The organism is Vibrio sp. 10N.261.51.A3, assembly GCF_041471965.1.
Taxonomy (GTDB): Bacteria; Pseudomonadota; Gammaproteobacteria; order Enterobacterales; family Vibrionaceae; genus Vibrio; species Vibrio crassostreae_C.
The window spans coordinates 43,393-69,096 of sequence record NZ_JBFRPK010000008.1; the positions used below are offsets into that span (position 1 = coordinate 43,393).

21 protein-coding genes and 1 pseudogene are annotated in these 25,704 nt (G+C 45.0%); 7 read left to right on the plus strand and 15 right to left on the minus strand.

Annotated features, from left to right (window positions below):
• Positions 1-282: 282 nt before the first annotated feature.
• Entirely contained in the window at positions 283-2,427 is a 2,145-nt protein-coding gene (locus AB4371_RS02890) for a GGDEF domain-containing protein (RefSeq protein ID WP_017064257.1), read from the plus strand.
• Between the two features lie 69 nt (positions 2,428-2,496).
• Here AB4371_RS02890 and AB4371_RS02895 read toward each other — a convergent pair whose 3' ends face one another.
• From AB4371_RS02895 to AB4371_RS02920, 6 genes are read right to left on the minus strand one after another with little or no spacing between them, the layout of a single operon-like run.
• A complete protein-coding gene (locus tag AB4371_RS02895; protein ID WP_372103930.1) occupies positions 2,497-4,176 on the minus strand; it encodes a BatD family protein in 1,680 nt (559 codons plus the stop codon).
• A gap of 2 nt (positions 4,177-4,178) precedes the next feature.
• The gene (locus AB4371_RS02900) at positions 4,179-6,092 is read right to left on the minus strand and encodes a VWA domain-containing protein (protein WP_372148858.1); all 1,914 of its coding nucleotides are present in this window, start codon (positions 6,090-6,092) and stop codon (positions 4,179-4,181) included.
• Positions 6,085-7,092 (minus strand): VWA domain-containing protein, encoded by a 1,008-nt coding sequence (locus AB4371_RS02905; protein WP_372148861.1) that lies wholly within the window; start codon positions 7,090-7,092, stop codon positions 6,085-6,087. The genes AB4371_RS02900 and AB4371_RS02905 overlap by 8 nt, the downstream gene beginning before the upstream one ends.
• Positions 7,085-7,570, minus strand: a complete 486-nt coding sequence (locus AB4371_RS02910) for a DUF4381 domain-containing protein (protein ID WP_017065687.1) — start codon at positions 7,568-7,570, stop codon at positions 7,085-7,087. Before AB4371_RS02910 ends, AB4371_RS02905 begins: the two co-directional genes overlap by 8 nt.
• A complete protein-coding gene (locus AB4371_RS02915; protein ID WP_372148864.1) occupies positions 7,567-8,493 on the minus strand; it encodes a DUF58 domain-containing protein in 927 nt (308 codons plus the stop codon). The genes AB4371_RS02910 and AB4371_RS02915 overlap by 4 nt, the downstream gene beginning before the upstream one ends.
• Positions 8,494-8,503: 10 nt before the next feature.
• Positions 8,504-9,460, minus strand: a complete 957-nt coding sequence (locus tag AB4371_RS02920) for an AAA family ATPase (RefSeq protein ID WP_372074486.1) — start codon at positions 9,458-9,460, stop codon at positions 8,504-8,506.
• A 456-nt stretch (positions 9,461-9,916) separates the two neighbouring features.
• On the opposite strand from AB4371_RS02920, the gene AB4371_RS02925 reads away from it, so the two are divergent.
• Both AB4371_RS02925 and AB4371_RS02930 read left to right on the plus strand, forming a co-directional pair.
• On the plus strand, positions 9,917-11,833 hold the full coding sequence (locus AB4371_RS02925; RefSeq protein ID WP_372148867.1) for a methyl-accepting chemotaxis protein: 1,917 nt from the start codon (positions 9,917-9,919) through the stop codon (positions 11,831-11,833).
• A gap of 208 nt (positions 11,834-12,041) precedes the next feature.
• Positions 12,042-12,242 carry a hypothetical protein gene (locus AB4371_RS02930; RefSeq protein WP_010431457.1) on the plus strand — a complete coding sequence of 67 codons (201 nt, stop codon included), beginning with the start codon at positions 12,042-12,044 and terminating at the stop codon, positions 12,240-12,242.
• A gap of 258 nt (positions 12,243-12,500) precedes the next feature.
• Here the strand turns inward: AB4371_RS02930 and malK are convergent, their stop codons facing one another.
• The gene (gene malK / locus AB4371_RS02935; protein WP_017060047.1) at positions 12,501-13,613 is read right to left on the minus strand and encodes a maltose/maltodextrin ABC transporter ATP-binding protein MalK; all 1,113 of its coding nucleotides are present in this window, start codon (positions 13,611-13,613) and stop codon (positions 12,501-12,503) included.
• 664 nt (positions 13,614-14,277) lie between these two features.
• Between malK and malE the strand changes: the two genes are divergently transcribed.
• From malE to malG, 3 genes are all read left to right on the plus strand, one after another.
• On the plus strand, positions 14,278-15,462 hold the full coding sequence (gene malE, locus AB4371_RS02940; RefSeq protein ID WP_102394061.1) for a maltose/maltodextrin ABC transporter substrate-binding protein MalE: 1,185 nt from the start codon (positions 14,278-14,280) through the stop codon (positions 15,460-15,462).
• A gap of 81 nt (positions 15,463-15,543) precedes the next feature.
• Complete coding sequence (gene malF / locus AB4371_RS02945) at positions 15,544-17,115, plus strand: maltose ABC transporter permease MalF (protein ID WP_017060049.1); 1,572 nt, start codon at positions 15,544-15,546, stop codon at positions 17,113-17,115.
• 11 nt (positions 17,116-17,126) lie between these two features.
• The gene (gene malG, locus AB4371_RS02950) at positions 17,127-18,017 is read left to right on the plus strand and encodes a maltose ABC transporter permease MalG (RefSeq protein ID WP_017060050.1); all 891 of its coding nucleotides are present in this window, start codon (positions 17,127-17,129) and stop codon (positions 18,015-18,017) included.
• A gap of 561 nt (positions 18,018-18,578) precedes the next feature.
• Here the strand turns inward: malG and AB4371_RS02955 are convergent.
• From AB4371_RS02955 to AB4371_RS02970, 4 genes and pseudogenes are all read right to left on the minus strand, one after another.
• Positions 18,579-18,851 carry a hypothetical protein gene (locus tag AB4371_RS02955; protein ID WP_019822928.1) on the minus strand — a complete coding sequence of 91 codons (273 nt, stop codon included), beginning with the start codon at positions 18,849-18,851 and terminating at the stop codon, positions 18,579-18,581.
• A 237-nt stretch (positions 18,852-19,088) separates the two neighbouring features.
• Positions 19,089-19,592 carry an acyl-CoA thioesterase gene (locus AB4371_RS02960; RefSeq protein ID WP_017064263.1) on the minus strand — a complete coding sequence of 168 codons (504 nt, stop codon included), beginning with the start codon at positions 19,590-19,592 and terminating at the stop codon, positions 19,089-19,091.
• A gap of 410 nt (positions 19,593-20,002) precedes the next feature.
• Positions 20,003-20,257: pseudogene (locus AB4371_RS02965) on the minus strand (peptide ABC transporter substrate-binding protein); the annotation flags it as partial.
• Between the two features lie 48 nt (positions 20,258-20,305).
• Positions 20,306-21,199, minus strand: coding sequence for a DMT family transporter (locus tag AB4371_RS02970; RefSeq protein ID WP_017065645.1), 894 nt, complete (start codon positions 21,197-21,199; stop codon positions 20,306-20,308).
• A gap of 98 nt (positions 21,200-21,297) precedes the next feature.
• Here AB4371_RS02970 and AB4371_RS02975 point away from each other — a divergent pair, with 98 nt between their 5' ends.
• A complete protein-coding gene (locus tag AB4371_RS02975) occupies positions 21,298-22,086 on the plus strand; it encodes a helix-turn-helix domain-containing protein (RefSeq protein ID WP_029235520.1) in 789 nt (262 codons plus the stop codon).
• A gap of 100 nt (positions 22,087-22,186) precedes the next feature.
• Here AB4371_RS02975 and AB4371_RS02980 read toward each other — a convergent pair whose 3' ends face one another.
• From AB4371_RS02980 to AB4371_RS02995, 4 genes are all read right to left on the minus strand, one after another.
• The gene (locus tag AB4371_RS02980) at positions 22,187-22,369 is read right to left on the minus strand and encodes a hypothetical protein (protein WP_017060054.1); all 183 of its coding nucleotides are present in this window, start codon (positions 22,367-22,369) and stop codon (positions 22,187-22,189) included.
• A 199-nt stretch (positions 22,370-22,568) separates the two neighbouring features.
• Positions 22,569-23,252 carry an IS6 family transposase gene (locus AB4371_RS02985; RefSeq protein ID WP_372148870.1) on the minus strand — a complete coding sequence of 228 codons (684 nt, stop codon included), beginning with the start codon at positions 23,250-23,252 and terminating at the stop codon, positions 22,569-22,571.
• Between the two features lie 371 nt (positions 23,253-23,623).
• Complete coding sequence (locus AB4371_RS02990; protein ID WP_017059992.1) at positions 23,624-24,613, minus strand: zinc-dependent alcohol dehydrogenase family protein; 990 nt, start codon at positions 24,611-24,613, stop codon at positions 23,624-23,626.
• 20 nt (positions 24,614-24,633) lie between these two features.
• Positions 24,634-25,422 (minus strand): phytanoyl-CoA dioxygenase family protein, encoded by a 789-nt coding sequence (locus tag AB4371_RS02995; protein WP_017059991.1) that lies wholly within the window; start codon positions 25,420-25,422, stop codon positions 24,634-24,636.
• Positions 25,423-25,704: the final 282 nt, after the last annotated feature.

Below are 25,704 nucleotides of genomic sequence, written 5' to 3' on the forward strand. Positions count from 1 at the left end.
AACGCAGGTTAGATAATCGAATAGAACAACAGAATTATCACTATAACTATAAGCGATGGAAGTTTTGCCCCACTATAGGTGGGGCTTTTTTATGTGTCTAAAAAATCCCCAATGTCGATGTGATTTTGGGCAGAGAATCCCATTTTTGTCGTCCTTCTCATGCTTGTGATAATGTTAAAGGTGAAACTGCGACCCGCTTAACATCTCATTTTCACTTACATTGATTGCATATCAAGCCTTCTGTATTTTTGCTTTATTCTTAATCGCCAATGGAAGGAAGCTGTGCCTGTTAAAGCCTTTGCAAAACAAATATCTGCGACACGCGACCATCGTCTGTTGGCTGAGTCTCTTTTTGACTATCTGGTTAAGGTACTTACTCCAAAAGGGATAGGAATATTTGCTGAACCGACGCCGGAGAGCGACGCATTACCGCTTTTTTCTTATGGCGACCTAACCTCATTGGCGAGCTACCCCTCTACATTTTGGCCGTGGGTCTCACAGTTTGATACCGCAGACGGGGTTTTGCCAATGGCTATCAACACCTGCAAGTGGGAACACATGAAAGTGCTTGGTGGGGAGTCGTTTATCATGATGCTCGACAACGCACCTGCCTCCAGAACTTATTTAATTGTTCAAAATTGCAATGCTGAGAAGGTTAATCAAACCTTTGACCAAGATCTTGATGTGTTACAGCTCGCGGCTGCCCGTTGGCAATGTATTCGTGCCGAAAAGAACGCGGCGCTAGAAATCAAACACAGAGACACACGTGAAGCTCAATACTTAGATGAGATAAAGTTACGTGAGCTGTTTGTAGAGAACATGAAGCTGGTTCATCAGGTCGCGCTTGAGCTTTCTAACCCTGAGTCACTCGATGCTTTGTATAAAGCATCGGTTGAGGCTGTGCGAGACAGGTTAGGGTTTGATCGTGCGATCTTCATGTTGCTTGATATGAAAAAGCGTTGTTTCAGCGGCACTTATGGCACTGACGAAGCGGGTAAAACCAACAGTGAACACCACACTCAATACGATTTGCACCAACTTGAAGCGGAATACATTGAAGCGCTGTCTGATAACCATACTAATCTAGTCATCATCGATAATGCGCCCCTGTATACAGAAGGTAAGGTGGTCGGGCAGGGGTGGAATGGCATGCTTATCTTGCGTGAAGGCGACAAACCTGTCGGCTGGATCGCCATGGATAACTACATTCATCGCTCACCGATTACTAACTATCAAAAGCAGATGCTTGAGTCTTTTGGCTCTTTGCTTTCTCAAATCTATATTCGCAAGCGCCAAGAGCAGAACATACGTATGTTGCACTCGAGTATGGTTGAGCTGTCTCGATGCGATAGCGTCAGTGAAGTCTGTAAGTCCGCGGTTAGTTTTGCGATTCAACATCTAGGTATCGATCGACTGGCTGTTTTCCTAACAGACAAAAAGTGCAGTTACATGCAAGGTACTTGGGGCACTGACATCAAAGGCGATATTGTCGATGAGTCCTATTATCGCTCTGAGCTGGTGGAACGTGACATTGTAGCCGCAGCTCGTGCTTGCCCTAATCAAGTTGCCTTTGAAGAATCAGTTCCTATCTATCACGATTTCAATATTGTGGGAGTCGGTTGGACGGCAATGACCATGCTCACCACCAATACGGGTGAGCCGATTGCGTTTATCGCTGCTGATAACCTATTAACTCGCAGTCCTTTAACCTCACAGCTTCGTGAGGTAATACGTATCTTTGCTTCGAGCCTTGCTGAGGTGCTGCAAAGAACCATGGCTCAAGAAGAACTGAAAAAGCTCAATGAAACATTGGAGCAAGAAGTCAGTAAGCGTACCCAAGAGCTAGAGTTGGCGAATGAGCAATTGGATATCATTTCTAAGCTAGATCCTCTTACGCGCCTTGGAAACCGCCGTATGTTGTCGCAGGTTCTAGAAGACTTGAACGGTGACGATCAAGGTGCCTTTGCCTTACAGAACGAAATTACATTTGGCTTGATTCTTGTCGACCTCGACCACTTTGGTTTGTACAACAGTGTCTATGGTCATACTGAAGGGGATGCGGCTCTGAGGACGGTAGGTGAGATACTGAATGCCCATGTTCACAATGATAAAGAAACCTTCTGCCGGATTGGCGGAGAGGAGTTTATGTTGTTGATGATTGGCACGAATCACTCAGAGACAAAGCAACGTGCAGAGTCGATTAGAAAATGCATTGAAGAGGCAAAAATCCTGCATTGTGAAAGTAGTACCAGCCCATATTTAACGGCATCCGTTGGCTATGCCTCGATAACGTCTGACCAGCATCAGTTCGATTTTGATTTGTTGTATGGCAAGGCAGATAAAGCCTTGTATCAAGCCAAAGACTCGGGGCGAAATCGAATTGTTTCTGCCTTAAAACGTAAAAAAGTCACAGCCTCTCTTTCTTAAAATAAAGGCCGTTGATCTCAAGATGATCAACGGCCTTTGTGTTTTACTGTTCTTGATGAACAGCGTCGACTAAAGATTTTCTAGCGAACTATTATGCTTTTTACTCGCAACTCTCTTGGGCTTCTTCACCGTTTTGATTGCCAGCTCAGGGCTCCATGTTTGGGCTGGTGAACCGGCTTCACCATAAAGGCTTTGGTTTAGCTTGGTGAGTTCGGCTTCAACGGTTTGTAACGTCTCATCACTTAGATCTGTATTTTCATATTTCCATTGCTCAAATAAGGTTCTGGTCATCACGCCATCTTTCGTTCTTAGAGCTTCAATAAGCGCTTCTGCGGTATCTGATTGACGTTCAACAGTGTGTGTTGGTTTTGTCGTTACACCGCGGCGTGACCAGAAGTAGAATGCCAATGCTGAGCTGATTAGCCACAAAGCTGCAAATAGGGCGGTGAGATAAGGCCAGATCCCAGGGCTATCCACAGTAACAACCGTCGGGCTTACTTGTTGGGCGGGCGTAGCAGTTACTGGTGGAGTGCTTGACGTTGCGCGATCACTTGCTTTTACCGCTAACTCTAGCCCCTGCGCTTTGCTTGTTTGTTCTGATTGCAAATCGGTGTTAAACCAAGCTTGAGACACATCAGGAAGCGAGATGTTTCCTGCCTCTTTCGGAATCAAGACTTGCTTGTAAACAACGACAGAATCACCTGACTGAGTTGTGCCAAATTGCGGCTTCTCTTCATAAACACGTACCGAATTAGGGTAGGTGATATTCAGTTTTGGCAGCTGGTGTTGCGTTAAGTTGCTAGCCGTCATCGTGATGGTACGAGTTAACGAATCACCCGCTTCCATTTCAATGGTTTGGTTGTCGCCTTCTAAACCATTACTATTTCCCAGTTGATTGCCTTGGCTATCTGACCATTGTTGAATCAGTTTGAAGTTTGATGTTGGTAACCACTCACCTTGGTAGCCTTTTGGTACGTCCTTCACAGTTACATCTAAGATTTCAACGGGCGTGTCGAGCTGGAACAGACGCGTTGTACTGGAGTTGTTGGTTGAGTAAACAACGGCTCCATTCAGCTTCGGTCCATTCAGCTTAAACTGTCCGGCCTTTTGTGAAGAGATACGGAAAGACTGTTGAACTACCGTCACCTCTTGTCCATTGAGAACATCTTGAAATTGCTTCGATTCACCAATAGGTTCCACATCTAAGCCCGGCGAGCTCGGTGGCGCTATTTTAGGATCTTGCAGCCTTCTTGGGTCAGCTTTGATGATGAGTTTTACATCAAGCTCAGCCACTTCTTCTGGGTACAGCGAGTTCTTGCTGAGATTAAGCTGGAACTCTGCCATATCATGTTGAGTTGGAGCGGCTTTGTTAATTGCAACATTGATGGTGATAGGCTTGGTTTTTGCCCCTTCAATATCAAAACTCGGGATTTGCAACTTACCCAAACGCAGTGGAGCAAGGCTAATGTTCCATTCACTTGATACCGAACGGCTGCCATTGACGATTCGCATCGACGACCCAAAGTTTGGTGTGCCAACATAGAAATCCTGCTGGAGCGCTGTTAGATCTAGAGCATCAGAGGAGACCTTTTCATCGGTTGCAACTCTAAGAAGGAACACTTCATCTTTGGTGACACTGTTATGTGAAACGCTCGCCACGGCGTTTGCAGCCAATACTGAGAAGGACGAGAAAGCTCCCAACAACAATGTTAGGAGTACGGATAAAAATGGCTTGTTTAAAAATCGCATGGTTACCACTTTTTGTTCTGGTTGTTAGGAGCACTTTTTTGTCGTGCTTGTAAAATCATTTGCGCTTTAAGCAGTTGGCTCGGGTCACGGGCGCTTTCTACTTGCTCAAGTTTTCGCATGTCAGGGTCGCTCGACAGAGGTTGATCTGAGGTTTGTGCTACAGCTTGCTGACTACTTTGCTCACCATCTTCTTTTGAAGCTTGTTGTGCGCTAGCACTTTGAGGTGTAGCGCCTTCTTGGTCACTCTGTTTCGGCTGATCACTGTTACTTTGTTGCGTGGCTTGCTTGTCGTCTTGTTTAGACTTTTCAGAGTCAGAGTGATTTTCAGGTTGGCCTTGAGATGAGTTTTGGTCTTGGCTACCGCGTTGATCTTGGTTACTGCTTTGATCTTGCGACTTGCCACTGGAGCTTTGTTGTTGATCCTGAGAGCTTTGCGAAGAATCATTTTGCTGACCTTGCTGACCTTGCTGACCTTGCTGACCTTGCTGACCTTGCTGATTTTGGTCATTCTGGTCTTTGGAGTCAGAATCGCCTTGCTGTTGCTGTTGCTGTTGCTGTTGCTGTTGCTGTTGCTGTTGCTGTTGCTTCTGAGCCTGTTCGACAATCTCTAGGTTCTTCTTCGCATAAGCATGTTCAGGGTTGCTTTCAAGAATACGTTGATACTCTTGGATCGCTTGGTCGTACTTACCTTGTTGGGCTTGAGCGTTAGCAAGGTTGTAGCGAGCATCTTCACTAGAAAGCTCTTGCAGCGTCTGCTCTGCGGCTTCGAAATCACCGGCTTTGTATTGAGCAATGCCTTTCCACTCTTGTTGGGTGAACTGTTCAGCAGCTTGTTGGAAGTCCTCGTCCTGATACAGCTGATAGCCTACTTGATCATTGGTTTTCCACGGGTTCGCAAACGCAGTATTTGGTTGGCTAAAAGAGATAACTCCAGCTAAGGCACACCAAATAACCCCTTTCCTGAATAATCCAAGTGCCGGAAGTAATAGCAAAGGCAGTAACCAGAAACCGTTGTTCACTCTGGTGTTGAGTGAGTTCTTGGTCTTGGTTACTTCCGATGTTGTTGCAACGCGGTCGAGGTAGCTCGCGATGTGTTCAACATCTGAGTTATCAAATTGAACTTCAGTGAACGTGCCACCATAGCTGCGTGTAAGCTCGCGCATGTTCTTCAAGTTGGTTCTTGCCACCACGGTTTGTCCTGAGTCGCTTTGCAGCATCGACCCCGTAGGTAACGAGATTGGCGCACCGTTTTCACTCCCTACAGCTAGAATCGACAATGTCCAATCGTTGCCAGAGAGTAGGGAGTCGATCTGCTTCTTCTCTTGGTCATCGATGTCATCAGCAATCAATACCAAATCACCTTGGTAGATCTTCGCGCGAGTCATCATATCAATCGCAAGCTTAACGGCTGATGCGGCATCACCACCTTGATAAGGCATGATATCTGGCGATAGGTTAGGCACTAGGTTTTTGATGGTGTTGATGTCTGACGTTAGCGGGCTAATGGTGTAAGCATCCCCAGCATACGCCACCATGCCTGTTAGCCCTTCTTTCCACAATGAAAGCAGATCCAGAGCCTTGTATCGCGCTTGAGTTAAGCGATTCGGCTTAATGTCGGTGGCATACATAGACATCGACATATCCATGATCACAACTCGTGCCTGCGTTTTTTCAAAGCTCGGCTGTTCGTTTTTCTCGAAGCTTGGTCCAGCTAATGCAATAACGCCGACCAGCCACCAAATTCCGAAGTAAGTACTGCGATTTTTCGATGGCTTACTCGATTCTGGTGCCAAGTATCGCGCGATGTGTGACGCGAGTAATCCTTGCTTAGATTGTGTCTTGCTCAGCCACCAAATAGCGGGCAGCACGACAAGCGCCAAGAACCAATATGGGTAGATAAAAGTAAAGTTAGACATTGTTTCTCCTAATGGCTAACAGCATAAATGCGAAGAACATTGCCGCCGACAGTGGCCATACAAACCACTCTTGTTGCGGTCGCCAGATCTTAGTGGCGTTCGTCACGGGCTCTAACTGGTTAATGGTGTCGTAAATCGTCGCTAACTCTTTGCTGTCACGCGATCGGAAGTACTGACCGCCGGTGCGTTTGGCAATTTCTATTAGTGTACGTTCATCCAAGTCTTGAGCAGTATTGACTTTGCGCGTCATGAAGAACTCTTTGACCATCATCTCGCCTGCACCGACACCCACGGTGTAAATCGTCGCGTCGTATTTCTTTGCAATATCCGCCGCTTCTAATGGGTCTAATACCCCGGCGGTATTACTGCCGTCGCTGAGTAGAATCATTACACGTTGGGGCGCATCGCTATCGACAAAGGTTTTGGTGGCAAGACCAATACCATCACCAATCGCGGTTTGAGTACCAATCAGTTTTAACACCGCTTGATTGAGCTGTTGTGAAAGCGTATCTCTATCTAGCGTAAGCGGGGTCTGCAAGTAGGCGTGATCAGCAAATAGTACCAATCCGACTCGGTCACCTTTACGACGCTCAATAAAGTCACTCAACACGCGTTTCACCGCCGACAAGCGGTCGATGTATTCGCCATTGAACTGCATGTCTTCTTGGCTCATCGAGTAGGAGAGGTCGACAACCAACATTAAATCACGATGCTTCGGCTGAAACTCCACCGGTTCGCCATACCATACAGGGCGTGCGCTCGCCGTAACCAGCAGAAGCCAGATAATCACGGACAACGCCTTTGGTAAGCGACTGCTCGGTGTTTTGGTATTGCTGTCTTCTGGCAGAAATGGAAGCCTTAGGGCATTGCTCGATTCTGACTTTGGTGAGAACAAGTAAACGAGCAACGGTAGTGGCGCGATGAAGAACATCCACCACCAAACGAACTCGATGTTTAGCAAGTCCCCGCTTAGAAACATAGGGCTTAGAAAATCACTCATAACGACCTCGCTTTGGAGGAAGTGCTTTACGAAGCCAAGTTTCGCAATCATTAACTAATTGTTGTTGAGCCTTTTTCTGTTCGTCGTTCATAAGGGCTACATCTTGATAGAGCGCTTGTTGCCACTGGGATTGTTTTGCTACAAATAACGGCTTCGCCAATTGCGCATCTAAGAACTTCAACCAATCATCACCAGACAAACCTGCAATTTTTTCACGAGGGAAATAGCTCAGTGCTGCTTGACGAACGATGTCTTGAGCTTTGCTCGGAGACAAGCCATCTTGGGACTGACTATTACTAAAGTAAGACAGCGCTTCTTGTTTCGCCTGTTGATTGTTTTTTCTACGTTTTAGAATGAAAAACACCAAGGCAATCAGGAAAATGGCTGTGATAATGACTGCCCACCAACCCCACGCCAAAGGCCACCAAGTCGGGGCGTCTGGCGCAATCACCGGACTTAAATCTAAGGGCTGTTTCATGACTGAGCTCCTGATATCTGGCTCATGAGTGACTGCGCACTCGACAGCGAGCTATAAGGTATCGCGAGAGATAACCCCATCTGTTGCAGCTGCTGTTTCTTAAGCGAAAAAGCATGGTTAAGCTTTTGCTTTTCTTTATTAGAAGAGAAATTAAACCATTGAGTTTTGCTGCCATCGGTGACCTGTTTAGAGCCTTTATAGGTGGTTTCACCTTGCTCTAGCGGGTCGTAGAAATGCACAAGACGTACTCTGTTGTGTCGGCGAATTTGACTGATAAGTGAGTAGTCACTTTCTTGGTAGCGCACAAAATCACTGAGCATAATAATATCGCTTCCTTTAGGGCAAAGCTGGTGCAGAGATTTCAGCCCATGCTCTAAGGTTGTGTCATTATGATTGTGGTGATGAGTCAGCGCTGCATTATTGATTTCTATGACTTTTTGCAAAATACGCAGTGGAGCATGGTTGCTTGCACTTGGCTTAATCTCAATGACCTCTTTGCCAGTATCGATCACCGCGCCAATTCGATCTTTTTGAGCCACAGTAAGCCAGCACAGTTGGCTAGCAAAGTGTGCAAGTTGAACCGATTTCAGCAACAAGGTTGAGCCGAAAATCATACTGCTTGATAGATCCAAGAATAAAATGACAGGCTGTTCTCGTTCTTCAGAGAAAAGTTTGGTATGCGCTTTGCCCGTTCTGGCTGTTACACGCCAATCAATGCTGCGAATGTCATCTCCCGCTTGATATTGACGAACTTCAGAGAAATTCATCCCGCGACCTTTACGGTTGCTCTCGTGTTGGCCGTTAAGCTGTGACCAAAGGCTCTTGGCGGGAGGCAACCAGCGAACAGACTGCGCTTTGTATTGCAGCAGTTCATCCAGATTTAACGTGACGCCGTCACTATGGTTGGGTAGTTGATTATTCATGCGCGTATCCCTATGCGCTGCCAACCAATGAAATAAGGTGTGCGATCACTTGGTTTGCGGTGACACCTTCAGCTTGTGCGTGGTAACTGCGCAGTAGACGGTGGCGTAACACAGGGAATGCCATCGCTTGAACGTCTTGTGGCGTGACGTAATCTCGTCCTGCAAGCCAAGCGTGAGCGCGGGCACAACGGTCTAACGCAATGGTTGCACGCGGGCTGACACCCATGTCTAACCATTGATCAAGTTGGTCACTGTATTGCTTAGGTTGGCGAGTCGCCATAACCAGTCTGATGATGTACTGCTCAATGGTGTCTGCCATGTGAGTGTTGAGCACTTCTTGGCGCGCTTCAAAGATCGTTTGCTGAGATATCTGTTGTGGCTGAGCTGATTCGTTACCTTGAGCCTCACCACGGTTGAGTCGTAAGATCTCAAGCTCGCTTTCCATATCTGGGTATTCAACCTCTAGGTGAAGCAAGAATCGGTCTAACTGAGCTTCCGGTAGCGGGTAAGTCCCTTCTTGTTCAATTGGGTTCTGTGTTGCCATTACCAAGAACAACTCAGGCAGCGCATAGGTTTTTCGACCGGCAGTTACTTGTTTCTCTGCCATTGCTTCCAGCATTGCCGCTTGAACTTTCGCCGGAGCTCGGTTGATCTCATCCGCTAGAATCAGCGAGTTGAAAATCGGGCCTGATTGGAAAGTGAACTCCCCAGTCTCAGGACGGAAGATGTCGGTACCCGTCAAATCAGCAGGTAACAGATCGGGAGTGAATTGAATGCGGTGGAAGTGACCCTCAACACAATCAGCCAATGATTTTACTGCGCGAGTTTTTGCTAAGCCGGGAGGTCCTTCAACGAGGATATGACCATCCGCTAAAAGGGCGATCATCAGTTGCTTAACGAGCTCTTTTTGACCAATGATTTGAGACTCTAGATAGTTTTGAAGGACTTCGAAATTTGTTTTGTGCATTTTGGACTCTCTGGGTATCCATTTGATTTTTATTTTGAGTATTGGTCACTGATTTCGAGGAAAAAGTTCCAGTACATTTGCGTAATTTATTTTTTCAAAATTGGAAATATTTACAAGTGGTTAGCTAAAAAAATCGTTAGGTTGTGATTATTACTATATCAATTGGTTTTTATATACAAAAGCTCGGCGGTGGGGAGTGGTTTGAGTTCGGTTGGGTCTCAGGGGGTGAGAACTAAAATTGACTCTCGACAATGCGGTATTTGCTTAGTTAATTCATGCTCAAGGTGAATATTTCTAATTGTTACATCATATTTGCAGTTTTTTGAGAAGAAAGTCTCTAGTTTTATTGGTTGTGGCCGATACATCACTCAGATTGTGCATTGCTTGTTGGAGTGCACTAAAAAAGTCCTGTTCAGGGTATACTAATAACGAGCGATTCTTTTTAAAGGTCCAAATATGTTTAAAACTAACTCTCTGAGTATCAAGCAAAAAGTTGTACTTGGAATTACCTTTGCGGTTCTTGCATCGACAGTGATTGTCGGCGCAATGGCACAACAACAAGCAAGAGATGTATTAAGTCATCGATTGATCGATATTGAACTTCCAGGAATGCTAGAGCGAATCAATGGTGAAATTGACCGAGAAGTCTCTCAGCTATTACTAGCGGCGGAGCAAATTGCTTCAAATGAATTTATTTCTGATGCTATCGAATCGACCGATCGCGATCCCGCACTAGAAAATAAACTGGTGAAACAGCTGAACAATGTTCGTAACCAGTATCAGTTGAACGATGCCTCAGTGGCGAACCGTCAAACTGCTTACTACTGGAACCAAAATGGCTTCCTACGTCAGTTAAACCAACAGCAAGATGGTTGGTTCTTTGGCTTTACGCAATCTGGACAGCCGACCATGGTGAGCATGTTCCAAGAAGCCAATGGCGAAGTGAAGATGTTTGCTAACTACCAACAGCCTTCTGGTTTGGCTATGTCTGGTCTATCAAAGTCGATGGATGACATGGTTAACCTGCTGAACGGATTCAAGATTGAAAATACCGGTTTTGTCTTCTTAACCGATAGCCAAGGTGATGTTCAAATTCATCGCGAGCGTTCTCGCAGTGACTCTTCACTTCAACAACTTTACGGTCCTCAAGCAAGCCAACTACTGAACAAGTCGGGTTTTAACCTGATTACCACTGAAAGCCAAGGCCAAGAGCTGTTCGTGGCGAGCTTGTATGTGTCTTCAATGGACTGGTTTGTTATTGGTGTCGTTCCGACTGGTGAAGTGTTTGCAGAGTTAGATGCGACAGCGCAGAAGATGCTGATCATGACTGCGGTTGTGGCATTAGTGTTTATCCTAATGGGCGTAGTTCTGGCGAACAGCATTACTCAACCGATCAAGCTTTTGGCTAAGCGTTTCGGCGACTTAGGTGAAGGCGACGGTGACCTGGCACAGCGTATCGAAGTGAAAGGCAACGATGAAATTGCACAGCTTTCAAAAGGCTTCAACGGATTCATTGAAAAGATTCACGAGTCGATGAAAGAGGTGTGTTCGACAAGCCAAGCGCTTCAAGTGGCTGCAGAGAGTGTTTCGAATAAAGCTCACATCACCCACGACAACAGCCAAGAACAGCGCGACCAAACCCTTCAAGTCGTAGCTGCCATTAACCAAATGGGTATGACCATCAGTGAGATTGCATCGAACGCGGCAACCGCAGCAGAAACGGCAACTCAAGCTTCAGGCAATACGGAAGTAGGTCGCTCTGTGGTGAACAAAGCAAAAGACGCGATCAGCCGTTTGGCGCAAGATATTGAAAGCACAGGTCAGGTAGTAGAGCAACTGGCTTCTACAACTCAAGACATCGGTTCTATTCTGGGTGTTATTCGTGATATTTCAGAGCAAACTAACTTACTCGCATTGAACGCTGCAATTGAAGCCGCCCGTGCTGGTGAGCAAGGTCGTGGTTTTGCGGTTGTAGCGGATGAAGTACGTAACCTAGCAAGCCGTACCGCAGATTCAACGGAAGAGATTCAAAAGATGATCAACCAACTGCAAAGCGATGCTAAAGATGCGGTAACGGCAATGAGTACGGGTAAGGTGATTACCCTTGAAGGTGTATCGGCTTCGGATGAAGCGGTAGACGTGCTGAGTGGCATTTCAGACCGTATCGTTGATATCACAGACCGTAACACTCAAGTGGCAACGGCAACGGAAGAGCAATCAACCGTAGTTCACACCATCAACCAGAACATTGAAGAGATTAACGCAATCAACGAAGTGACAACGAGCACGGCTGAGCAACTTGCTGAAGCGAGCCAAGAGCTTCGTGATCTATCGTCTCGTCTAGATAAGATGGTTGGTTCATTTAAGCTTTAATTCTTTCAAGCTGTAACATGACTTAGAAAGGGATATAGACGAAGAGCTGGGGTCATTTCATCGTGAATCCGGCTCTTTTTATTAGTGCGCTAATTTGCCTCTAACTGCCTTTAGCTTGATCTGGTTTCGGGCTTTGCTTTTAATCACCCTAGCATCATAGGGCGTAAATGAGTAAAATCTCGTTAGGTTTAATATTTAGGTAAGTATCATGAGCGATTTTGAAAAAGAACTAGAGCAGATGACTCAAGAGATGGGCGATGAGCCTGAGGTGAAACTGCCATCACTTGAAGAGCAAAAAGCAATTGTTGCTGAGTTCAAGCGACTAGAGGCGGAAGGCAAACTGACTCCTGAAGTGTTAGAGAAGCATTTTGGCCAGTTCAACAAACAGAATGATACGCCAATTCACTAAGTTGATTTAGACAGGTTTCATGTCTGAAAGAAGTGATATTAGCGGTTGGGTTCATAGCCTAACTAACAGATAAAGGTCTAGCGCTTGCTAGACCTTTTTTATTGCCGCTAGCGAAAGACCGAGTAGCTGACTCATGAACTATTCAATGTAAGTGAAACTCGTATCCAACACATAAAAATATCCAGCACATAAAAAAATCCCCCTTACTGAGTAAGAGGGATTCGATATGGGCAAGTTATATCCTAAAAGGCTAAGCGATTAGTCTGTGCCGTATTCTTTGTACAAACGACGACATGCGCGGCCATCGCTGTGGAACAGGTGACAACGGTGCGCTGGAATACCAATCGCCAACTTGTCACCTGATTCGATTTTCAACGTGTCTGGCTGGCGATAGATAACATCAGCGTCGGCACTTTCAAGGTTTAGGTAAACCTGAGTTTCGTTACCTAGTTTCTCTACCATCATCACGTCAGCTTCAATCGTCGCGTCACCTGATTCAGCAGACATCAAGTGTTCAGGACGAATACCCAGAGACATACGGTCACCAGCATTGACAGTCGTACCATCAACTGGGATCCAGAAAGTCATACCGTTAGAAAGTTGTACCAATACGCGTTCTGCTTCAGCTTGTTCAATGTGTACCGACATGAAGTTCATCTTCGGTGAACCAATAAAGCCAGCAACGAAACGGTTTTGAGGGTAGTGGTAAAGGTCAAGCGGCTTACCGACTTGAGATACATAACCACCATCAAGAACAACGATCTTATCCGCCATTGTCATCGCTTCCACTTGGTCGTGGGTAACGTAGATCATGGTACAACCCAGTTGACGCTGTAGCTTGGTGATTTGTGAACGCATTTGAACACGTAGTGCTGCATCTAGGTTTGATAGAGGCTCATCCAGTAGGAATACGTTTGGTTGAGAAACCAGAGTACGACCAATAGCAACACGTTGACGTTGACCACCAGAAAGCGCTTTAGGTTGACGCTCAAGAAGGTGACCAAGCTGAAGAATTTCTGCAGCATGTTCAACACGCTTGTCGATCTCAGCTTTATTTGCGTTTGCTAGCTTAAGACCGAAAGACATGTTGTCGTATAGGTTAAGGTGAGGGTAAAGCGCGTAAGACTGGAATACCATACCTACGCCACGCTTTGACGGTTCAACGTCATTCATGCGTTGGTCGCCAATGTACAAATCACCAGACGTAATGTCTTCTAGACCTGCGATACAACGTAATAGCGTCGATTTACCACAACCTGATGGTCCAACGAATACTACGAATTCACCTTCGTTGATGTCTAAGGTTACGTCCTTAGAAATCTGTACATCACCATATGATTTATAAACGTTTTTTAACGTGACACTCGCCATCTAGCTTGTCCTCGATCGATCAAATTTTAAGTTTTACTGCTTATCATTATAAGAAATTTTTGGGTCAGCAGTAACTGTAGGAATTGGTAAGTATTGAATGAGTAAGAAAAAAGTGGGTGAGACTTGGCTTCTTTAACCAAGCCCACCCGTCATAGCCAAACTGATGCCCATTTCCCCCACATCCAGCTAAACCTCCCCCGTGATTCAATCACAGATTTAGCTCGATGCTAATATAAGACACCAGCGGGCAGTGAAGCCAACTAAATGAATAATGCGTCAACGCATAACACTTGCCGGTAAAGGGTTCTTACTATCCACTCTTGGATGAATGCAGTTTCGGTGAAATGGCGTAAGGGTACATCCTCCCAATGGGAAATTAACTAGGGGGAGTAGGAGGGGAGGAGTAGATATACGGGGTTATTAATAATTGGCGATCCAGTTCAAATAAATCCACCACGTAACGGTGATGTTGATCACGATGAGTATACGTTTTGTGATTGCAGTCTCTAATCTGACCGGATGGCGATCACGAATTTAAGCCATAATAGCTAGGGCGTAGTGGCTAGGATGATGAGCTAGGGTCTGTTTTCTCAGATCATAACCTCCGAAAACTGGCTCATCTTGGTAGATGTGCCCTACGTATAAATATAAAAAGGATATTCACATGAAAAACGCTCTAAGCGCTGTAGCTCTAGGTACAATAGTTGCTCTGGGTTCTTTTGGTGCAAATGCTGCTATCGAAGAAGGACAACTAACAATCTGGGTAGGTGGTGACAAAGCTTATGAAGGCATGGCTGAAGTAGGTAAACGCTTCGAAGAAGATACTGGTGTTAAAGTAACCGTCGCTTTCCCTGACAAGCTAGAAGAAAAATTCCCTCAAGTAGCAGCAGCTGGCGATGGCCCAGACATGATCTTCTACGCACATGACCGTTTTGGCGGCTATGCAGAAGCGGGACTTCTTGTTGATATCAAACCTTCTAAAGAGACTAAAGAAGGTATCGTAGACTTCGCATGGGACGCTGTTTCATACGAGGGTAAAACAATCGCATACCCTGTTGCTGTTGAGTCAGTTTCCCTAATTTACAACAAAGCACTTGTTCCTAACCCACCTAAGTCTTGGGAAGAAATCCCAGCACTTAACGCTGAACTTCAGAAAGACGGCAAGAAAGCGATCATGTGGCCTTTACGTGGCGGCGCTTACTTCACATGGCCTTTACTTGCAGCTGACGGCGGTTACGCATTCAAACAGACTGCAGAAGGTTACGACATTAAAGATGCGGGCGTAGCGACTGACGGTGTTCAGAAGTCTCTAGGTTTCATCGAGAAGATGGTACAAGACAAAGTTATCTCTGCAGACATGGATTACTCAGTAGCTGAGTCTGAATTCGTTGCAGGTAACGTTGCAATGACAATCAACGGCCCTTGGGGTTGGGAAAACATCAAGAAAGCTGGCGTAGATTACGGCGTAACAACTTTACCTAAGTTCAACGGTAAAGCGTCTAAACCTTTCGTTGGTGTATGGGCGGGTGGTATCAGCACTGCGTCTCCAAACCGCGATCTAGCTGTTGAGTTCATGGAAAACTACCTACTAACAGATGAAGGTATGAAGAGCCTGAACGACGACAAGCCACTAGGCGCTGTTGCTCTTAACTCTTTCCAACGTCAACTAGACAGCGATACTCGTATTGCAGCAACAATGGACAACGCGATGAACGGTGAAATCATGCCTAACATCCCTCAGTTCACAACATTCTGGTACAGCATGGAAGAAGCGATCGGCAACGTAGTTGACGGCCGTCAATCAGTAGACCAAGCACTAAAAGCTGCTGAAGGTCGTATGGTTAAGTAACACCCAGGCACTACCTTTTAAGGAGAGGGTAACCTCTCCTTACTTTTCTATTTTTTATCTATATCGCTAGCAGGTTCCTCTATGCAGTCAGTTCAAGGTACAGATGCTATCCCAGCACCATCAAGCCTTCCAGGCAGTAAAAGCGTCTTCATTAAATGGGGGTTGCTTGGTAGCGTTGGCTTAATAAACGGCTACGCTACAATTCTAATGTATTCTCGCGGTGAGCTCGCTTTTGCGCTGCTTACAGTGATCTTAACGGCTTTGGCACTTTACATTTTTGGTAGTAAAAAAACTTACGCCCACCGTTATATTTACCCAGGTATTGCCGGAATGATCTTGTTCATTCTTTTCCCATTGGCATACACCGTAGGGCTTGCGTTTACTAACTACAGCGCGAAAAACCAACTTTCTCTAGAGCGCACTCAAACCGTTCTTTTAGACCGTTCTTTCCAAAGCGGTGAGAGCTACCCATTTACTTTGTACAAGACAGATGACGGTCACCAGATCGTTGTAAAAGATGGCGATCAACTGTTAGCGACTGACGTATTTTCTCTAGACAATATGACAGAAACAGAGATGGACCTATCTGTTATTGAGTCTGCGCAAGGTGAAAAAGAGAAGATCAAAGCGATCATTCAAAACCGAGCAGCAATCAGTGGTGTTGATTTCAATCTACCTGACGGTGGTGACATCCGCATGAGTGGCTTACGTAAGTTTGCTTCTGTTGCTCCGCTTTACACGCTACAAGACGATGAAGAAACGTTAATCAACAATGAAACGGGTGAAGTTCTCAAGCCAAATATGGATGTGGGTTTCTACCAGCCTGTTGATGCAAATGGTGAGTTTACGGGTAATACCATCTCTCCAGGTTTCGTGGTTAGCATTGGTACGCATAACTTTGAGCGTGTATGGAAAGATGACGGCATTAAAGAACCGTTTATCAGCATCTTTATTTGGACGGTTATCTTCTCGGTATGTACCGTAGCGTTCACGCTAGTTATCGGCCTTGTATTGGCTAACATCGTGCAATGGGAAGAGTTGAAAGGTCGTTCTATTTATCGTGTTCTACTGATTCTGCCTTACGCCGTACCCGCGTTTATCTCGATTCTTATCTTTAAGGGTCTATTCAACCAAAGCTTTGGTGAGATCAACATGGTGCTCGAGAATATCTTCGGCTTAAGCCCGAACTGGTTCTCAGACCCTATCTTAGCGAAAACCATGGTGTTGATGGTTAACACATGGCTAGGTTTCCCTTACATGATGATTCTATGTATGGGTCTGCTTAAAGCGATTCCTGATGATTTATACGAAGCGTCAGCAATCGATGGTGCGAACTTCCTTGATAACTTCAAGCGCATTACGTTCCCATTGATGATTAAACCGCTTACACCGCTATTGATTGCAGCGTTTGCCTTTAACTTCAACAACTTCGTAATGATTCAACTATTGACGAACGGTGGCCCGAACATGATTGGTACTTCTGAGCCAGCGGGTTACACAGACTTGCTTGTAAGCTACACGTACCGAATTGCATTCGAAGGCGGCGGCGGTCAAGACTTCGGTCTAGCAAGTGCTATCGCAACGCTTATCTTCCTATTGGTTGGTGCACTAGCGTTACTAAACCTTCGTTTCACTAAACTGTCTCAAGATTAAGGAGCACGACAATGGCTATGGTACAAGGTAAAGGCCTTAAATACCGAGTGTGGGCAACGCATGCAGTGTTGTGGTGCTTCTTGGCAATGATTATCTTCCCACTACTGATGATCATCGCGATCTCGTTCCGTGAAGGTAACTTCGCAACCGGTAGTTTGATTCCAGATAACCCATCATTGGAACACTGGAAGTTAGCATTGGGTATGTCAGTAACGAACGCAGATGGCTCGGTAACGTCACCTCCGTTCCCTGTGCTAACTTGGTTATGGAACTCAGTGAAGGTTGCAGGTATCACATCGATTCTGATTGTGACACTGTCTACGACATCGGCTTACGCGTTTGCTCGTATGCGCTTTAAAGGTAAGAACACAATCCTGAAAGCGATGATGATTTTCCAAATGTTCCCAGCAGTATTGGCTCTAGTAGCAATCTACGCGCTGTTTGACAAACTTGGTCAATACATTCCGTTCTTAGGCTTGAACACACACGGTGGTCTAATCTTCTCTTACCTAGGTGGTATTGCACTGCACGTATGGACGATTAAGGGTTACTTTGAGACGATTGATAACTCTCTGGAAGAGGCAGCAGCCCTTGATGGTGCAACGCCTTGGCAAGCATTCAGACTGGTTCTACTACCGCTGTCTGTGCCAATCCTAGCGGTTGTGTTTATCCTATCTTTCATCGCGACAGTGGGTGAGGTGCCAGTAGCGTCTATCCTACTTACAGATGTGAACTCTTATACGCTAGCAGTAGGTATGCAGCAGTACCTATACCCTCAGAACTACCTATGGGGTGACTTTGCGGCAGCGGCTGTACTATCAGCACTTCCGATTACTATCGTGTTCTTACTTGCTCAACGTTGGTTAGTTGGTGGTTTGACGGCAGGTGGTGTAAAAGGATAAGCTGTACTCTATAAGAAAGAAAAAGAGCGACCGTTAGGTCGCTCTATATTGGCATTTTTATTACATCATTTGGTTTGGCCGCCGATCAGTAATAAAAATAACCCTCAGGTTACGCATAGCTGGCTACTAATCAGGTTCCTTACGCTATTAATGATTAGTGGTTTTTGTAACTCTAACCCAGGTATTTACTTGGGTTTTTTTATGCCTGCTACTTTTTGTTTTTTGTGTCAGCGTTACTCGTTAACTATCGCGCTCATATCTACTTTAAAACCCAAAGTTTCGAGTTACTTCTCTCCTAAATACCGACCACTTCATTTTGGTTACTTGTAGAAATGAACTAGTCTCACAAATCAGACACTCAGTATAAGTGGCTGTTGTACTATTGATATGTTGTGAATATTCCAATGCGTGATACTTCAATGATTTGTATGCAACAAAACCTGAAATTGCACTGAAAATGTATGGGTAAGCGAGAGGTAGTTACAGAATATTCAAGTGACATTCATGAGGGTTATGGAGGTGGGTTTATTTATGCTTCTGGTTTTTGGTGGGACTTAGAAGTTAGAACTCTTTACTAGAAGGAGCACAACCTAAGTGTTGCAACAACACATAGATACTTTCTTGATCGAGTGCCACGCGACGAAATAGATCGGCAAATGTCGGATCTCCACCGAAACACGTTTGGATATAGTGGTTGATTTCATTGCTGTCGTAGCCTTCGACGTACAAAGTTCTAACCCATTGGTACTCAACAGCCTTTAAATTGTTCAGTGTAGACTCGCTAAGAGTGGGGCGTATGACGCTCAAGAGTGGCTCCAAGAAATTCAAATGCATCTATTATGATTGGCGGTATTTAATCAGAGCAAAATGACGACTTTATTACAGTCAAAATAAATCAGTGAACAAGTGCCGATTCATTTCAACCTTTGGCTGGGTATCACGCTCTTATCGTCTGTATTGGGTGTGCAGCGGATTTGGCTGTGTAGAGCACGAAGGTATCAAATAGATCAATGCCAAGCAGGCGCTTGGCATTGTAATAAGGTTTTGTAGGGGGAGGGCAGCTGGTGGACCTTACTTAAGGTACTTCACGTGAGCTTCCATCTCTTCACCAATCTGTTTTCGCATGTTCATTAGGCGAATAGCCGAATCTCGTAATTCGATGTCTTCTGGCGTCTCTGGTATCCACTCTGGCACTTTAGTCGGATTACCATTCTCATCGACAGCGACCATAATAACGATACAGTGAGTTGTTAGGCGGTTATTGAGCTCTTTAGGGTCGCTTGCTTGCACGTCGATAGCGATATGCATTGAAGATGAACCTGTGTAAATGACCTTTGCACTTACTTCCACAAGGTTGCCTACATGAATTGGGGCAACGAATCGAATTCCGCCTGCATAGGCTGTTATACAGTATTTACCGCTCCAACCTGCGGAACAAGCGTAGGCTGCTAAATCGATCCACTTCATTGCTGCACCACCATGAACTTTACCACCAAAGTTCACATCCCCGGGTTCAGCTAAAAAACGCAGAGTAACGTCTCGTTTACCATTTTGTCGGCTATTGCTACTGCTCATCTATCTTCCTTCATTATTATTTTGCTGCGTAACATGCTTGTTACTTGCTAGTAACAATATACTTAAGATGACATAAGTTAAAGCGGATAATCTCATGGTTAAGACTATTTTTTTCAAACAGATGATCAGTTGATGAATATTGGTGCTTAAAGGCGTATCAGGCGAATGGCAAACATGGATGAAGTGATATCAAGCAAGAGAATAGAAATACTGATTAAGTCACTAGATAGGTCGATTGCAAAAAAAAAAAACACCTAGCGTAATGCTAGGTGTTTCTAAGCCGTGTGGTACTCATGTCGGTACTTTTTTGTGTTAGCCAACTAACCGCTGTTGATTTGGTTTAGTTAAAGTGACTGTATCTCAGATACCACTAAAGTGGTAGTGATTATTGTTTTCTTATAAGCTCACTTTTACTGTTTTAAAAAGTATAGATCCTTCGCGTAGATATTTCCTTTCGGATTATTGTTTGGGAAGCCTTTTAGTGTATTTCGCACTAATCGTGTGTGATTGTAATGATATAAAGGTATAACTGCTGAATAATAGTTGATTAGCGACTCATCGTGCTGATATAAAGTAAAGCATTTAGACTAATCTTCCGTTTTACTCGCTTGCTGTAAGAGCTCATCATAGTATGGATTACAGTAGCTACTCTCATTTGCTGTGTGAAACGTGAGTTTGAATTTTCACCCTAATGTGAGCGTTGGGTAATGCGTTTAGCTTTGTTGAGGGAGAGGAGCCTCAAGCCTTGGTTTTCTTCTGATTTGAGCAAGGATGACACCTGAAATCACCATCACACCACCAATGATGTGGAACTGGTTAATCTCTTCGCCAAGCCATGTCGCGGCTAATACGATCGCTACAACCGGAAGCAAGTTCATGAACATCGCGCTTGAGTCAGCACCAATGGTGTCAATCGCTTTCACCCACATCCAAGGCGCTAAAATCGAAGCGGCAACCGCTGCGTAAGCTATCAATGGGAGCGCTTGTTGCGGTGGTAAAAGTTGTTCGCTGGTAAGCCAAAGTGGCGTAAGCATCGCGACAGCAAACAGACCCTGAATGTATATCACCACCCAGCTACTGATTGGCATTTTCCAGCGTTTCAGTAGTACACAGTAAGAAGCATAAACAAAGGCTGCAATTAGCATATAGCCATCGCCTTGAGTCAATTCTTGATGCATGAAGAATAACGGATCGCCTTTGCCTAACATCAGGGCTAAGCCTGATAGTGACAACACACCGCCAACAATACTCAAACTAGAAATCGACTTGTGCAGCAAAGGGACGCTTAAAAATACACTGACCAATGGAACCAAAGAAGTGATTAATGCCATGTTAGAGGCGGTTGTGGTTAAGCCTGCGTAGTAACCTAGAGATTGGTTCAACACCATGCCCAAAAAGCCGAGGAACGCTAATTTAGATAAGTTTGGCTTAATGACAGCCCACTGCTTCATCACTGGGCGAATACAGAAAGGCGTGAGAATTAACATCGCAAAAAACCAGCGGTAAAAACTCATTGCGCTAGGTTCTATGGTGCTTGCAGCAAGCTTGTTGACGATTGCATTGGCGCCCCAGATACAGACTGTAAAAAATGGTAATAGGTAATGCATGTGAATTCCGTGGCGAATGAGTTGGTGCGGCTAGTTTGACAGGTCGTTATACTTACAAGTATCTTTAGAAAGACATTAAGCGCGATAGGAAGACAAGTTTGAAAAAACACTCCAGAAACCTTCATCCATCCTTATTAATTGATAAGGCACCATCCAACGTATTTATGAATTTTGAAGCGTTTCTTTCGAACACTGAAACCCGAGTTCATAGCCACTCATGGGGACAGGTTCAATTGATCAGTGGTGGTATATTAGAGATGGAAGCGGAAAGCACACGATTTCTAGCGCCACCACATCTAGCGATTTGGGTACCGGCCGGGGTGATGCATTGCAGTTATAACCGTAAGCCTTTGGACTACTGTTCACTAAATATCGCCCCAGAACTCACGCAACACCTGCCAGATAAAACCAGCCTTATAAAGATCACGCCGATTGTGTCTTCTATTATCGATGATTTTCGCGATCGTGGGATCAATGTTGCGGAAACCGAGCAAGACCAAAGGCTCGTTCAGGTACTGCTTGACCAACTTGCGCAGCGTGAGGTTGAACACCACTTCTTGCCTTCAACCGATAATAAGTATCTAGCGCCTATATTGGCTTCTGTTGAAGAGAACCCAACCGATGAAGTGACGCTGAAAGATTGGGCTGAACGTGTCCACACCACGGAAAGAACCCTTTCTCGCCACTGCCAGACCGAGCTTGGAATGAGCTTTACCGAGTGGCGACTGCGAGTGCGCTACCTATACTCAATGGACTTGTTGAGAAACGGCCAATCGGTTAAAGAGGTCGCTCTTACATTGGGTTATAACCAAGCAAGCCCATTTATCACCATGTTCAAACGTTACGCGAACCAAACGCCAGAGCAGTATAAGAACCGTTTGTTGTAGCTCGGTCTTGTTGCCAAAAGAACGGATGTTTGCGCTAGTTAGTGCGTAGATAGACCACAAGTGAATAGATAGACCATAAGTGAATACGTGCAGTATGAGCTTATGGAATCGCCCCTAACAGCCCATATATTTCGCTCTGTTGTTCGGTGACATCCTCATAGTGTTGGTTCAATAGAGCACTGTTGCTGCCCACTTTGAACAGTATGTACGTTTCTCCGTCGACCTCGAACCAATTGAAGGTTCCATGCTGGTTATACGTGGTCATTGTTTTGTTTATCTTCATGAGATATACATTAGCAGCGCAAGACATGCAGACGTACATAAGCCAAAGAAAGAAAAGAAAAACCACGAGCCTAATACTAATGCCGTTCACTTAAGAGTGAACGGCATTTTTGTTCTTAGCATACCGTTGTGGTCTGGGGTTAACTCGGCTCTGTCGCAAATCTAGCTAGAGGTGTGACAGGCCCATCCTACAGATACATTTATACTGCGAGCGCGTAGAATCGCTCAAAGGCCGTCTTGCCTTCTACATCTATCTGGTCTTGTTTCAACATCGTCCACATTTCACGCCCATGCAAACTAGCCAAGGCTCCTTCCGTTGATTTCCAACCTAGAGCTTGACGTGTTTTCTGCTTCACCCAACGGTGGCTTTGCTCAACGATATTGTTCAGGTATTTAATGTCCAAAATCTCTACTAGCGAGAGCATGAAACAACCCGTCAACCAAAGCTGAACATTCATAGAATCGATAGCCGCGTAGTTACTCTTACTTCCATTTATGACGACTTTACTTGGTAAGCCATTTTGTGAAATAGCCTTATTCAGAAAGGCTTTAGCAGCAGCCTCATCACGCTTCGGGCTAAGATAATAATCAATGACATTTCCAAATTTATCGACGGCTCGGTAATAGTATACCCACTTACCTTTGACTTTGATGTAGGTTTCATCCATACGCCACGAGTCAGACACCGGCTTCTTTCTACGCCTCGCTCTATGCTCTAATAATGGTGCAAATTTGATAACCCAACGATTGATAGTGGCATGATCCACAATGGCCCCACGCTCTAATTGTATCTCTTCAATTTCACGATAGCTGAGTTTGTATGCAAGGTAATAGCGGATAGTTTCGAGAATAACTTCAGAGGGAAAATGGCAGCCTTTAAACATTGAGGATCAGTGTTATGAATAGAAATTAAGCAAAGTTTAACTCTAAAGCTCAAACTTTGCGACAGAACCTAAGTATGTTCACATCGTGGTTTTAAGTATGACGCTACCATATAGAATCGAGGTTATCTTATGGGTGATCAGTATCATATTTCTAATGATATAACTAATTGATGTTTAAAATAAATGTGATTCATGACCATCTCGTAACCACTTAAGTTATGGAGAAATGCACCACAACTCTTCGCTATCTTTTCAATCTTCGATTTCTTTAATCAAACTTCCTAAGCGATGGTGTATTAACAAGCACGCTTGTAAGCTGTTGAACGTCTTGCCTGTTGAAATAAACAAGGTATATATCGTCCAACTCTCACTTACTGTGGCAGTAAGATGATCTTGCCCTCTAGGCGTGTGGTTTTCGATTCAATGAGATCAATCGCGGTTTGCACTTCATCGAATGGTAGATAGCGGTCAACGTCGAGCTGAATGTCGTTTGTGATGAAGTGATCTAGCATGGTCGTGAACTTATCACGGCGAACATCTTTACCTTCTGCTTCCTCCCAATAACGCAAGAAGAAGGTGCTGAAATCGATGTGTTGGTTTTTCGCGTACTCAAAGAAGCGTGGCTCGTAAAAATCCAACGACAGCGTCCCATAGTTGATAAAGCGCCCGTTGTTGCCAAGGGTGTGAACAAGATCGGTTCCGGGTGAGCCGCCAATCGCATCAAAGGCAACGGTTGGCATAGGCAAGCCTAATGCCTTAATTTGAGAAACTAGATCAGCGTTCGCATCTATCACCCAACAGGAAGTGGCAGGGTATTGTGTCTGCTGTGATGTAACGACAATGATGTTGAAGCCGAGTGATGCTGATAACTGGGAGAAGATCTTACCGATGGCTGAACTGCCCGCGTTGATGATCAACACATCCTCTTGGGTCAGCTTGGCTATTTCTGTCGTTAGCACCCATGCGGTTAGCGCATTAATGTACAACTGACAGGCGTAGCCATTGTCTAAATGTTGAGGAATTTGGAACAGATCATCTGGTGATACATCGACATAGTTCTGCCATGTTCCACTGGTTGCCACAAGCACTCGTTGATTCACTATAAACTCAGCACTGCTGGATTCTACAATCCTTCCTACCGCTTCAAATCCCGGTACTCTCGGCGGCTGATGGCTATGTTTGTATTGGCCCACACCATAAATCGACAACAGATCACTAGGGTTGATGTTAGTCGCTTCAATTTGTACGCGAACTTTATCTTTGTCTAGTACCCCTAAAGCGACATGTTCTAACTTGAGAGATTCTTTTGGCTGACCGAAACGGAACTGGCTAATTCGGGTATTTTGCTTAGTGTCAGTCATAGTTTGGGCACCTTTATGGATTATGAGTACTGCATTGATTTTAAGTGTAGCGTGTTCATAAACAACCTTGGGTCACTAATATTGCTTAACATAGCTGGCGTCGGTAAACAGTCGTCATCAACGTAGTCGACATAGTCTGCCGCCGAATCGAAGATCAAAATATCCAAAGCCAAACGATCCAAGCCATATCGGCCTCGGTGGATCATATCCGCTGAAAACACCAATAAGTCACCTGCGGCTAACGGTATCTGCTTACCACCAGAGATGTCATCGCTGCTCACTTTGCCGTTTTCTTCTTGGCGAACATTGTACTCTTCTTCGTTATCCCAACGTTTGTGCGTGCCGGGGATAAGTTCCATGCCGGGCTCATCAAAAAGGGGCACTCGCAGATGCAATACTTGGGTTTCCATGATGACTTTCATCTGGTCATCAATGTCGTAGTCGTATTGACAGTCACGATGCCAGAAGTCTTTTTGCTGCGGGTTTACTGGGTTGAAGAACAGCTGTGTATTCATGAATGCCGGCTTGTTCGGAATCACCGCATCAACCACATCCATCACTTGTTTCGAGCTTATGAAGTCGAAAAGCACGCTTCTATCGTCGGCAGGCAAATACTCGCTTCCCGTAATTAAAGACGAGTTAAATGCTTCTTCTTTATAGAATTCTTCGTTGTCTGCTTTCCATGATTCATGAAATTTCAGCACGACTTTTCTAAGCGATGCAATTTGAGCTTCATTGAAATAATTTCTGATAACAAAGTAACCATGTTCGTCGTAACGGTCACTTAATTGTTGGCTGTTTTCTACCACTGACTACCTTCGTTCATTCTTTGCTGTATAATAACTAAGGTCAACAGCCCTAGAGATTTCTTGGGCGCATAATGCCAGACAGTCGTCATTCAACCAAGTAACGAGTGCAGAAGCCTGTAGATTCAGTGATGCGATAAAACTCTATGGGGGCGAGTGTTACATGCCTATCCATATCATGGACTCATGCGATAAAAATCTCCGCATATGTGATCTACCCCCTTTTTTTATAAAATAAAAAGATTCACATGGTGAATGTTTTTGTGGTTGTGCGCCGAGCATGGC

What these genes read in the sequence shown, in the direction of transcription:
- malE (WP_102394061.1), top strand. Translation starts at nt 14,278, where the DNA reads ATGAAAAACGCTCTAAGCGCTGTAGCTCTAGGTACAATAGTTGCTCTG.
- AB4371_RS02910 (WP_017065687.1), bottom strand. Translation starts at nt 7,570, where the DNA reads ATGAAACAGCCCTTAGATTTAAGTCCGGTGATTGCGCCAGACGCCCCG.
- AB4371_RS02955 (WP_019822928.1), bottom strand. Translation starts at nt 18,851, where the DNA reads ATGCATTTGAATTTCTTGGAGCCACTCTTGAGCGTCATACGCCCCACT.
- malG (WP_017060050.1), top strand. Translation starts at nt 17,127, where the DNA reads ATGGCTATGGTACAAGGTAAAGGCCTTAAATACCGAGTGTGGGCAACG.
- AB4371_RS02920 (WP_372074486.1), bottom strand. Translation starts at nt 9,460, where the DNA reads ATGCACAAAACAAATTTCGAAGTCCTTCAAAACTATCTAGAGTCTCAA.
- AB4371_RS02990 (WP_017059992.1), bottom strand. Translation starts at nt 24,613, where the DNA reads ATGACTGACACTAAGCAAAATACCCGAATTAGCCAGTTCCGTTTCGGT.
- AB4371_RS02970 (WP_017065645.1), bottom strand. Translation starts at nt 21,199, where the DNA reads ATGCATTACCTATTACCATTTTTTACAGTCTGTATCTGGGGCGCCAAT.
- AB4371_RS02905 (WP_372148861.1), bottom strand. Translation starts at nt 7,092, where the DNA reads ATGAGTGATTTTCTAAGCCCTATGTTTCTAAGCGGGGACTTGCTAAAC.
- AB4371_RS02960 (WP_017064263.1), bottom strand. Translation starts at nt 19,592, where the DNA reads ATGAGCAGTAGCAATAGCCGACAAAATGGTAAACGAGACGTTACTCTG.
- AB4371_RS02895 (WP_372103930.1), bottom strand. Translation starts at nt 4,176, where the DNA reads ATGCGATTTTTAAACAAGCCATTTTTATCCGTACTCCTAACATTGTTG.
- AB4371_RS02930 (WP_010431457.1), top strand. Translation starts at nt 12,042, where the DNA reads ATGAGCGATTTTGAAAAAGAACTAGAGCAGATGACTCAAGAGATGGGC.
- AB4371_RS02985 (WP_372148870.1), bottom strand. Translation starts at nt 23,252, where the DNA reads ATGTTTAAAGGCTGCCATTTTCCCTCTGAAGTTATTCTCGAAACTATC.
- AB4371_RS02900 (WP_372148858.1), bottom strand. Translation starts at nt 6,092, where the DNA reads ATGTCTAACTTTACTTTTATCTACCCATATTGGTTCTTGGCGCTTGTC.
- AB4371_RS02915 (WP_372148864.1), bottom strand. Translation starts at nt 8,493, where the DNA reads ATGAATAATCAACTACCCAACCATAGTGACGGCGTCACGTTAAATCTG.
- malF (WP_017060049.1), top strand. Translation starts at nt 15,544, where the DNA reads ATGCAGTCAGTTCAAGGTACAGATGCTATCCCAGCACCATCAAGCCTT.
- AB4371_RS02980 (WP_017060054.1), bottom strand. Translation starts at nt 22,369, where the DNA reads ATGAAGATAAACAAAACAATGACCACGTATAACCAGCATGGAACCTTC.
- malK (WP_017060047.1), bottom strand. Translation starts at nt 13,613, where the DNA reads ATGGCGAGTGTCACGTTAAAAAACGTTTATAAATCATATGGTGATGTA.
- AB4371_RS02925 (WP_372148867.1), top strand. Translation starts at nt 9,917, where the DNA reads ATGTTTAAAACTAACTCTCTGAGTATCAAGCAAAAAGTTGTACTTGGA.